Source organism: Zavarzinella formosa DSM 19928 (assembly GCF_000255705.1).
Taxonomy (GTDB): Bacteria; Planctomycetota; Planctomycetia; order Gemmatales; family Gemmataceae; genus Zavarzinella; species Zavarzinella formosa.
In genome coordinates this window covers 5,525-18,157 of sequence record NZ_JH636439.1, presented here as the reverse complement: position 1 = coordinate 18,157, position 12,633 = coordinate 5,525, and the positions used below count along the sequence as shown (strand labels likewise).

The window sequence follows — 12,633 nt, the reverse complement described above, 5'->3', positions numbered from 1 at the left end:
GGAAGCGCCGACCTCGTCATCCACGACAACGACAGCTACTCGGGCGGGAGCGGCGGCTCGGGGGGAAGCGGCGGCGGATCCGGGGGGACCACCGTATGGGTCACGCGCCAGTCCGACGCGTCGGAGCCGGCGACGGCCGGGGCGTTCCGCATTTCCCGGGACAGTTCCGGCGGCGCCCTGACAGTCTACTTTTCGGTCGGCGGCGGGGCGACCTCCGGCACGGATTACACATCACTTGGCACGACGGCCGTCATCCCGAGCGGCGGCACGTACGTCGATGTGTCCGTCAACCCGATCGACGACACCCTTGTGGAAGGGGATGAAACCGTGGTCCTGACCCCCTCGGGCGGCGGGGGCACGGGCTACACGGTCAGCGGCGGCGCGGCCACCGTCATCATTCACGACAACGACGCCAAAATCACGGTCACCGCGCCGGACCCCTCGGCCTCCGAGGCCGGCCCCGACACCGGCAAGTTCACCTTTCACCGGCAATCCGGCGGCGACGGCGGTGCGGTGACCGTCGCCTACACCCTGAGCGGAACCGCCTCCTCCGGCGACTACTCCATCTCCGGCACGGCGACCATTCCCTCCGGCGGCGACTCGGCCGACCTGATCGTCACGCCGGTCAATGACACGCTGGTCGAGGACGACGAAACGGTCGTCCTCACCATCAATTCCGTCAGCAACCCGAGCTATGCCGCCGCCTCCGGCGGGGACGGGACCGCCACCGTCACCATCCGGGACAACGACTCCTGGGTCTCCGTCGGGGACGACGGCGACGGCGCGGAGACTCTCGCCGGCGAGACGCCGATGCCCGGTCATTTCGTGTTCAACCGCAGCAACACCAACGGCGCGCTGACGGTTTATTACACGCTTTCGGGGGTGGCCCTCCCGGGCACGGACTACGACACCCCCTCCGGGTCGGTCACCTTCGCCGACGGCGAGGACTCCGTCGTGCTCGACATCAACCCGATCGACGACGTGCTAATCGAACCCGCCGAATCGGTGGTCCTGACCGTCTCGTCCGACCCGGGGACCTCATCCGGCGGATCGTATCAGATCTCATCCGGCGGCGGCGAGGCGACCATCCACATCGACGACAACGAGGCGATTGTCTCGATCTCGCCGACCGTGCAAAACGCCCTGGAGAAGACCGACAATTATCCGGGCCAGAAGGGTTACTTCACGGTGATCCGCACAGGTTATCTCGACCGGGCGCTAACGGTCAATCTCACGTCCGACGGCACTGCGACCTACGGAGGGGATTATTTGTTATCCGGCGGTTATCCGGTCCATTTTGACAAGATGCAAAGCTCGGTGACGGTGCTGGTGGACCCGCTCCATGACACGCTGACCGAGGGGGACGAATATGCCGACTTCACGATCATGGCGGCAACCGACAAGTCCTATGTGAAGCAAAGCCCGGACACGGCGAGGGTCGTCATCGAGGACATGCCGGTTCCGACGATCGACACGGTGACGCCGGACACGGGCGCCCTGAACGACGACAAACTGACGAAAGTCAGCGCCCAGGTCTTCACGGGGACCGCCCGGCCGGGCTCCGCGGTGACCCTGACGGCGAACATCGTGCCCAGGGACACCAATCACGACGGCGTCATCGACGAAAATGACGACAACAGACACGAGCCGAAGGAGGCGGGTCCGGTAACCGCCGACTCGAGCGGCCACTGGGCCCTCACGCTGGCGCCGGACATGCTGACCCAGGAGCATTGGGAGTTCCAGGCGACCTACAAATACGGGTCGGCCAAGTCGGACGAGTCGAACAAGGAGGACCGCTGGATCGACCTGACGACGCCGACGGTCTCGATCAATGGAATTTCGCCGGAGCCGCCGTATCGGAACGGGCACATCACTGTCCAGATCACCGCCGAGGATTTGCCCGCTTATTACACGCCGCCGGATCTCTATTACGGCCTCTATTGGGAAGATCCCGAACATCCCCATCCCCCGGGCACATCACACAATGTCGCCGCCAAAGTCGACATTGACATAAATGGCGACGGCGTTTTTGAGGAGAGCGAAAAGGGGCTGCGCGGCGCCTCCCTCACGCTCGACTCGGCGGGGATTCGCGGGACGGCGACGCTGGACTTGGATCTGCCGTTTGACGAGGGAACCCACAAGGTCCGGGTGCGGGTGCCCGACTGGGCGGGCAACGAGGGGAGCGCGAGCGCGAGTTTCACGATCACCCCCCGGAAGTTTCTGGCCGGCGGCGAGGGATATCAGGTCAGCACCTCGGACTTGAAACTCAGCGAAAAACTCGACCTCGACGTCTCCCCGGCCTCGTGCGGATGCCAATTGCCTTCGCTTAATTATGATTCGGGCGAGGTGAACACCGCGCCGATCGTGCAGGTCGTGGTCGCCACCAATCCGTCGGAGGGGATTCCCACGGGGATCACGGCCAAATTGTGGTGGGACGGCCTGCGGATCACCCGGACGGGGGATCTCGCGGGGGTTGACGCCGATGGCTTTGGCGTGCCTTTGCCGGACGGTTATGAGTCGGGGCCGTTCACGATCGCCTTCCGGGCCCCGCCGGACCAGAAGACCGGCCAGCACCGGTTCAAGGTCGAGTTCACGGCCACTTATTCCGACTGCAAGGCGCAGAAGAAAAACGTGACCGGCTTCGTCTACGCGGTCAACCGGAACGACAGCGAGTTCGGCCAGGGCTGGAATCTGTCCAACGTCGATCTCCTGATCAACGTCCCGGCCACCCCCCGGGGCGATGACCCGTCTCCCGAGGCTTACGCTTCCCCGAGGCCGGACAGCCTGGCCATCGTTCCGGTGTCATTGACCCAGAATGCCGATTACCCGGCGATGCCGGGCGGGGAACTGCGTGTTTACGGACGGCACTATGTCGGCCAGGGGACCGGCTGGGACTTCTACGCCGTTTCTTCCTCCGGCGGAGGCTATACGAGCCCGGCGGGAGACTACGGGACCCTGTCGTCATTCGGGGACGGATATCAGTATGTCTCCGTTGAAGGCAAGAAACTGACGTTTGACAGTCTGGGGGACATGACGCGTTGGGAGACCCCAAGCGGGGAGGTTTTCCAATATTCCTACGAGGACAAGGACGGGGATTCCAAGGCGGACGAGCTGACGCAGATGATCGCCGCCGACCACTCGGTCACCGATTTCAATTATGTCGGCTACCACGTTCAGTCGATCACCACCCACAAGGCGGGCGGGGCGGGCGGCAGTCGCTCCGTGCAGCTCGAATACTCGGGGAATTTCCTCTCGCGGATCACCAAGGCGGCGGGGACGCTGCTCACATACACCCAAGGCGAGGACGGCCGGATCTCCGACCGGCGGCTTGGCGGGGCGGCGGGCGGCGGAGGGGCGGGAGCCGAGGCCTCGCCCGAGACGGCGCACTACGACTACGAGGACGGCGCGCTCACCGCCGACCAGGAGGGGGGACAGCCGCCGACGGATGTCAAGCCGATGGAACGCCAGGCGCTGGACGACACCATTCCGAACGACCCGTCCGGGGAAAGCACCGATCCGCTCGGGAAGAAAACCAAGACCCAGTATGACCGTCAGGGGCGTCCGACCAGGGTCACGGCCCCCGACGGCGGGGTCACGACTTACACGTGGTGGGCCGGCAACAACCTCTCCTCCATGACGGACCCGTTGGGCCGGGTCTCGACTTGGACGAGGGATTCCGCCGGATACGTCCTCACGGAAACCCTGCCGGGCCGGGGAACCACCCAATACTCCTACGGCGGCCCTTATCATTCGCTGCTGACCGTCACCGACGCGTTGGGCCGGATCACCACGTTCACCTACAACTCGGCCGGCCAGTTGCTGACAACGACCGATCCGCTCGGCCGGGTGAGCGCGAACACCTATGACTCCGACGGATTGTTGAAGACGGTCACCGACGCGATGGGTCATGTGACCACCAGCGTGTACGACTCTTACCGGCGCCTGGTCAACACCCTCAGGCCCGGCGGCCGGATGACGACGACCAGCTACGATCCCCTGACCGGGGAGACGGCCGGCACGACGGACATCACCGGGTTCGCCAATTCCACGACGACCTATGACGCCGAGAGCCGGGCCGTCGGCCGCCTGGGCGCCGACGGTCTCCGGACGACCACGATTTACGACACGGCCGGGCGGGTGTGGAAAACCATCGGGCAGGACGGCGTCACCACCGAATATGGTTATGACAGCAACGGACAGACGACGTTGGTGACGGAGACCGCGGGCGGGCTCACGCGAACCACCGTCAGCGCATACGACGCGGCCGGCCGGCTGGTCAACAGCACGGACGCCCTCGGCCGGGTGACCACGTATGAATACGACGTGATGGGCCGCCAGAAGGCCGTGGTCACGCCGGAACTGGCCCGGACAGAGACGACCTACGACCTGATCGGCCGTCCCGTCACGATGACCGACCCCCTCAACCATGTCACCACGATGGTTTACGACCCCGCCGGGCTATGGACCGAGACCATCGATCCGCTCGGCCACATGACCACGGTCGTCAACGACCTCATGGGCAACACCGTGGCGACCATCGACGCCAACGGCAACAGCACGCTGACGGGCTACGACGCGGACAACGAGCCGGTCACCTCCACGGACGCCCTCAACCATGTCACCACGACGACCTACGACAGCCTCGGCCGCGTGATCGCCGTCGAGTCGCCCCCCGCGGGGACGGCCGAGGAACCGTTGCGCGTGATCACGACCACGGTGTACGACGAATACGACCGGGTGGCCGCCACCATCGACCCGCTGGGCCGGCGAACCACGACCGTCTACGACTCGGCCGATTATCCGGTCGCCACCATCGACCCTCGCGGCCACCGAACCACGACGTTGTATGACTCGGCGCATCGCGTCATCGGTTCCGTGGACGCCCTCGGCCATGAGACCGACACGATTTATGACGCGCTTGGCCGCATCCAGGCCACGCGGGACGCCCTCGGCCGGCTGACGACCACGGTGTACGACGGTTTTGGCCGCGAAGTCGGCATGATCCGGCCCGACCGGCCGGGCGTCACCGTCATCACCACCGCCTACGACAACGACGACCGGGTGATGTCCTCGGCCGATCCGGCGGGCAACGCCACGACCACCGAATATGACGACGCGACGCATTCGGTGACGGTGACCGATCCGATGGGATACAAGACGGTCAACATCCACGACCTGGCCGGCCAGGAAACCGTCATGATCGACCCGCTGCTTCGCCGGACGACCACGGTGTATGACGACGCCGGCCGGGTGACGGTCACCTACGACGCGATGAACCGCCCGACGACTTATCACGTTGACCCCGCCGGCAACGTCCTCACCGTCACCGCCCCCGGCGGGAAGGTGACCACGACGACGTATGACGCGCTCAACCGGCCGCTGACGGTGACCGATCCCCTCGGTTATGTGACGGCCACCGCCTACGACGCCTCCGGCAACGTCAGTTCCCAAACCGACGCGAGATCCCACGAGACGAGGACCGAATACGACCAACTGGGGCGCCCCGTCAAGATCATCGACGCCCGCGGGAAAGAGACCGTCTACGCCTATGCCGGCGACGACGCCTGGGCGACCGTGACCGACCCGCTCGGCCACACGACCACCACGACCTACGACGCCCTGGGACGCGAGGACTCGACCACCGACCCGCTCGGCCACACGACCACGACCGTCTACGACCGGACTGGCAACGTCGAGGCCACCGTGGACGCCCTGGGGCATGCCACCACGACCGTCTACGACGCGCTCGGCCGCCCCGTGGCGACGATTGACGCCCTGAACCACCGGACCACGACCGTCTACGACCTTGCGGACCGGGTGACCGACGAGATCGACGCGAACAACCACGCCGCCCACACGGACTACGACGCCGACGGGCGGGTCATCCTGACGACCGACGCGGCCGGCCGGACCACGGCCGCCGCCTACGACCACGCCGGACAGGTGACGGCCGTGACCGATCCTCGCGGCGGCGTGACGCAATATGAATACGACGCGCTCGGGCGGGTCGTCACGGTGACCGATGCCCTCGAAAACGTGACGTCCACCACCTACGCGACGGATGATTCCAGCGCCACCGTCACGGACGCGAAGGAAAATCAAACGACGACGCTGTATGACCTCGACGGCCGGCCCGTGGTGACCATCGACGCCCATGAGAAGCGAACGACCGTCGCCTACGACCAGAACGGCCATGTCATCAGCCGGACGGACGCGAACCTCCACACCGTCTCGACGGCGTATGACGAACTCGACCGCGTCGTGCTGCAAACCGATGCGATGGGGAAAGTCACCACGTATTCATACGACGACGCCTCCCGGCTGGTCGCCGTCACCAACCCGCTTCGCGACACCACCACGACCGTCTATGACGACGCCGGGCGGCCGTACAAGACCATCGACGGCGAGGGAAATGTCACCACCACCGTCTATGACGCCGCCGGCCGGGTGACCCAGCAGACCGACGCCAACAGGCACACCACCGGCTACGAATACGACGACGCCGGGCGGTTGCATGTCACCGTCAACGCCCTCGGGCAGCGGACGACCAGCACGCTCGACGCCGTCGGCAATGTCACCGGCACGCTCGACTGGGCCGGCCGCCGGACGACGGCCACGTTCGACGCGATCAACCGGCCGCTGGTCGAGACGGACGCCCTCGGCCACAGTTCGTCGACTTCTTACGCCGGCGATGATTCGAGCGTCACGGCCACGGACAAGCGGGGGCACGCCACGACGGTCGAATACGACCTGCTCGGCCGCCAGTCCGTTGTCATCGACGCCCTGGGGGGTCGCACGACCACCCTCTACGACCCCAACGGCAACGCCATCAGCCGGACGGACGCGAACCATCACCTGACGACCATGGCGTATGACGAGTTGAACCGCCTGATCGCGCAGACGGACCCGGAGGGGGGCGTCACCCAGGCGGGCTATGATTACGTCGGCAACCGGACCGTCGTTGTTGACGCGGACAACAACGTCACCACCACCGTCTATGACGAGGCGGACCGGCCCACGGCCGTCATTGACGCCAGCGGCGGCAGCTATGTCACGGCGTATGACGACGCCGGACATGTGAAGACGCAGACCGACGCCAACGGTCACTCGACGGGATTTGCCTATGACCACGCCGGCCGCCGGGTGGCCGTCGTCAACGCCCTCGGACAGCGGACAACAGCCACGCTTGACGGGGTCGGCAACACCACCGGGACGCTTGACTGGGTCGGCCGCACCACGGCGACGGAATACGACGGCCTGAACCGGCCGACCGTGGAGACGGACGCCCTCGGCCACAGTTCGCTGACCTCCTACGCCCTCGACGAGTCGAGCATCACGCTCACGGACAAGCGGGGCAACACGACGACGGTGTATTACGACGCGCTGGGGCGGGCGGTGGCGACGCTCGACGCCCTCGGAGGCCGCGCGACCACCGTTTATGACAACAACGGCAACATCACCGGCCGGCAGGACCCGCTGGGCCGGACGACCGCGACGACCTACGACAACCTCGACCGGCCCGAAACCATGACCGACCCGGCCGGGGACACGACGACCGACGCCTATGACGCGGTCGGCAACCTGCTTTCCCAAACCGACCCGCTCGGCCACATGGTGACCTTCTCCTACGACCGCGCCGACCGTCGCACCGGACAGACGGACGCCTTGGGGAACAGCACGGTCATCGTGTACGACCAGGCGGGCAACGTGATCCGCACCATCGACGCGGCCACGAAGGTGACGACGTATGCCTATGATTCGCTGAATCGCCAGACCTCGGTGACAACGCCAGGGACAACCCCGGCGACTTCGCACACGGAGTACGACCACGTTGGCAACATCACGGCCCGAGTGGACGCCTTGGGGAACCGCACGGCCACCGTCTACGACGAACTGGACCGGCCCGAGACGGTCACCGATCCGCTGGGCGGGGTGACCAGCTATGGCTATGACACCGCCGGAAACCTCTCCAGCCTGACCGATCCGGGCGGCAGCGAGACCGTGTTCACCTACGACGCCTTGGGCCAAAAACTGACGGAAACGGCCCCGCCCCGGTGGGAGGGTGATGACAGCACGACCACCTACGCGTATGACGAGGCGGGGAATCTGTCGCACTCGATTGACGCGACCAGCCGGGAAAAGACCTTCACGCATGACGCGTTGAACCGGCTGACGGCCGAGGTATGGTCCAAGGACGTCACAACGGTGGAGACGAAGAACTACGTCTACGACGCGGCTTCGCAGTTGCTGGAGGCGGGGGAGACCTCGACCGGCACATATGTCTTCGACTACGATGCGGCTGGCCGGGTGGACGGGGTGACCGACCCGACCGGGACCGTGATGACGTTTGACTACGACGCGGCGGGGAACCGGACCGGAGTGGCCGACTCGCTGGGAGGCCTGCAAACAAGCGTCTACGACGCGGCCAACCAGCTTTTGTCCCGGGTCCAGACCGGGGAGGGGGGAACGGTCCGCGTCGATTACGGGCACACGGCGAGAGGGCAGGTGTCCGGTTTGACCCGCTATGCGGACGCCGCCGGGACCGTCCTCGCCGGCTCCACCGCGCAGACCTACGATGACGCGGGCCGGCTGGCCACGCAGACGCATTCGGCGGCCACGACGACGCTCCAGACGGTGACGTATGCCTACGACCAGGCGGGCCGGGTCACGTCGCAGACCGTCAACGGGGCGACAACGGCCTACTCCTACGATGCCAACGACGAACTGACCGGCGACGGCACGACCGTCCATTCGTATGACGCCGCCGGGAACCGGACCGACGCCGACGCCGACATTAACGTGCACCCTGGCAACCAGGCATGGACATTCGACGGATGGGAGGCGGGTTTCGACGCGAACGGCAACCGAACCGACAAGGTGGACGTCAACGGAGACGGCGGCCGGTGGGCTTACCAGTATGACTTCGACAACCACCTGACCTATGCCGAGCACCGGAATCCGGACGGCGATCTGATCCAGGCCGTGACCTTCGACTATGACGTGTTCGGCAACCGCATCCGGCGGGTGGAGCTCAACGCGGCCAGCGAGGTCGTGAGCGAGAACCGCTACCTGTACGACGGCTGGAAGGTGACGCAGGACGCCTTGGGGAACCGGCCGTCGTTCGTCGGCCAGGAGAACTGGGACGTATGGGCCGACCTGAACGGCGACAACGAACTGGAGATGCGCCGGGTGTACGGCGACGGCGTCGACGAGCCGCTGGCCCGGATCTCGGCGGCGGGCGAGACCGCCTTCTACGTCACCGACCGCCAGGGAAGCGTCACCGGCCTGCTGGATTCCTCCGGGACGGTCATTGACCAGATCAGCTACGACGGCTTCGGCAAGGTGACCGCCGAGACCACCCCGGCCGTCGGGGACCGCTACGGCTACACCGGCCGCGAGGAGGACATCGGCGGCCTCGTCTTCCTCCGCGACCGCGTCCTCACCCACGACACCGGAACCTTCTTGTCTAGGGACCGCATGGGCTTCGCCGCCGGCGATTACAACCTCTCCCGCTATGTCGGAAACGGGTTTACCAATGGAAATGACCCGAGTGGCCGCGGGATGTATGACCTCGTGAAGCGTGGCGCGATGGGTGAAGAAAAGACTTACAGCCCCCCCATACCGGGCATTCCGGGCAGTGGTTTTGGAACTCCTCCGCCAAGCACACCCTTGCCAGGGTTGCAAAAAGCCACCAATGGTTTTCCGGGCGGGATTAAAAGCCCTCCGAGTGGCGACGGAGGAGGAGGAATGGGAACCATTCCCGGCGGTCAGGGCGGCCTCGGTTCTGGTGGAGGCTTTGGAGGGATGACCGTCACTCCGCCTCCGCCTCCGCCTCCGCCATCTTCGTATCGAGGGCAACGTGTCGGAGCTGACATCAGCAAACTATCTCAAATGCGTATAGATGAGTTAGTTAATAAATATAATGCGATTCGTGGGCAAGATGGCTTGGTGGGATTTTCGGATGTTGGCCCGGACGGAGATGTTTACCAATTTGTTTATCGTCCCAATTATGAGCCCTGCGGGCATACCAAGCACGATACCATGGATGGCCGGGAGCCCTTCAGAAATATTCTTGTCACATCAATTCAAGATTATGAATTGATTCATGTGCAACGTTTTCCCGTGCTGTCAGACGGGGCTCGCGAGGCAACCAAAGTCAGACTGAGGGGCGCGCATCTCATAGAGACCGTTCGACGAGTGGCCGACCTGCAAAAAGGGCGTGAAGCCGAATCGCAATTCAGGAATATTTTCCTGGCCGTCGACATGGTCCCGATTGCCGGCACGATAAATAAAATCCTTGATGGCCATTATGGGGAAGCGGGTATTTCGGCGTTGGACGATGTCGCCTTCTTTGCGACACTGGGATCGTCAAAAATCGGAACATCTTTGTTCAAAGTAGAGTGTTCGGGATTGAGAAAACTGAGGGGGATAACGGCCCTATCTCTCGGGGCGACCGGGATTGCGAGAGGCTTCCAAGCGGCCGATGATTTAGCGAGGGACGATTACCAAGCGGGCATTCTTCACATTGGCGAAGGATTTCTACGGTTGCTGGGAGCAACGGATAGTTTCATCAAATATCTGAAGACAGCTTGTTTCGTGCGAGGCACTCCAGTTTCCACAGAGAATGGATTCCGGCCGATTGAGGAGATTCAAGTCGGCGACCGGGTATGGGCTTGCGATCTTAGCAACGGACAGTGGCAACTGCGATCAGTGACAAAAACTTTCCAAAATTACCACAGCGGCGATTTTGTACGTGTGACCGTCGATGGCGAAACTCTTGAATCAACGCCGGGCCACCCTTATTGGATTGTTGAGGGAGCCAATCTAGTCGGACGACCTTCCACGCGATACGATGGAGAGCATGAAAAGGCTCAAGGATTGCATGGCAGATGGGTTCAGGCTTGTTACATTCAAGCTGGCGATATTGTTCAATTGACAGCATCCCGCAAAAAGCCAGTTTCTGTTATTGAAAAGGTTAAAAATTCTTGCCCAGTTTATAATTTTGAAGTAGAGGGCCTTGGGAACTATGTGGTTGGGTATTCAGAAATACTTGTTCACAATGGTGGCCCAGATGTGGAGATTTGTAATCGCCTTGCGCATAACGGCAAGATATCAATACCATTTTCAAGGCCGCCAGCTATCGGAAAAATTGATTATGGTTCAACATATCTATCTCGATTAGCACAATATCATCGAACGGCAGAAGGTCTGACTGAAAGCGGAAAAAATATCGCTGTGTTCGAGTACAAAGCTACCGATGGAACCCTGAAAACCATTGTAAAATCAAGTGAGTTTACTGCTGGGCATGCAGAACGGTTGATCGCTACGGAATTGGGTGAAAAAGGAATTAATGCCGATCAAGTCACAAGGATTTATAGCGAGCTTCAGCCTTGTGTGATCCCGACAGAAGCTGCTGGTTGCTCACGGTTCTTGCAAAAGACATTTCCTCAAGCAGAAGTGTCATGGAGTTTTGATTACGGTGCCACGAGATTATCTCGACAATCAGGCGTGGAGGCTCTGAAAAATGCAGCAAGTTCACTTGATAGATAATGGTGAGACCATGAATATTGATTTTTCCAGTTGTTTAGTAAACGAGCATTTAAAAAAAATCACCATAAAACATCTTGAAGATGTTCCAATTCCTATCGCAGCCAAGCAATTTTTTGAGATTGTCGGCTTGCCGATTATTCATGATGTTTTATTTGAATTTGAACCTTGTGATCCTCCGTTATTACTGCTGGACGAGCCGAATGGATATTGGCAGATTGGCTTTTATGATTCAAATCCAATATGTATCAAGGCTAAAAGTGGCGAAATTTTATATTATGACAGCGAGAATATGCGTTCCAGATTTATGAACTCAAATATCAATGCGTTTGCTGCATTTTTGGCAATATACCATCAGATGGTAATGAGGGCCCGCGGATTGGACAGCCAAGAACAAAAATTAATTGCAAATAAATCATTAGAGCATATGCGACGCTTTGACATAAACGCGTTTGAGAACGAAGAATGTTATTGGGAAATTATTTTTGAACAAATCAGTTATGAATTAAGCTAACTTGGTGACAAAGTATTGTTGTATACACAAGTTAAGCAACGAATAAAAATGCAGAAAATCACATGGATTTCCTATTGTTCTGGTTAAAAATATCTGAGATTATTAACTGCAAAATTTTTTAAAGCAGATAAGGCTGAGCCCGAGATTCAACAGGGCCAGTGTCTTCTCGGTCACGACTCTCAGCTTAAAGGCCCTGACAAAACCCCTATTTCGGCATGAGATTTGCGCCTTTTGACAGATGCCCTATCAAGGAGATGCTGTCATGGCCAGCGCGCACATGTCGGATGAGTTTTATGATCTGGTCAGTCATCATTTGCCCCCGCTGCCGCCGGTCAGCCCGTTCGGAGGCCGGCCCCAAGTCAGTCACCGAACCGTTCTGCGGGTGATTTGGTTTGTCCTGGTCACCGGATGCCGATGGGAGGACATCCCGGCCGAGTTTGGTTGTTCCGGCCGGACCGCCCATCGTCGGCTTCGCCGTTGGGAAGTCTTGGGAATTTGGGACCGCCTGCACGCCGATCTGCTGCGGTTGCTCCGGCAGGCCGACAAGCTGGACCCGGACACGGTGATTGTTG

3 protein-coding genes are annotated in these 12,633 nt (G+C 61.6%); all 3 read left to right on the top strand.

Annotated elements, in window-relative coordinates; translation table 11 throughout:
- Positions 1-279 precede the first annotated feature (279 nt).
- Positions 280-11,550 carry a nucleic acid/nucleotide deaminase domain-containing protein gene (locus BGIM_RS62385; RefSeq protein ID WP_157368541.1) on the top strand — a complete coding sequence of 3,757 codons (11,271 nt, stop codon included), beginning with the start codon at positions 280-282 and terminating at the stop codon, positions 11,548-11,550.
- Positions 11,525-12,061 carry an SUKH-4 family immunity protein gene (locus BGIM_RS0100950; RefSeq protein WP_020467938.1) on the top strand — a complete coding sequence of 179 codons (537 nt, stop codon included), beginning with the start codon at positions 11,525-11,527 and terminating at the stop codon, positions 12,059-12,061. Before BGIM_RS62385 ends, BGIM_RS0100950 begins: the two co-directional genes overlap by 26 nt.
- 262 nt (positions 12,062-12,323) lie before the next feature.
- A partial coding sequence (locus BGIM_RS48055; RefSeq protein WP_020467937.1) for a transposase occupies positions 12,324-12,633 on the top strand: 310 nt, incomplete at its 3' end.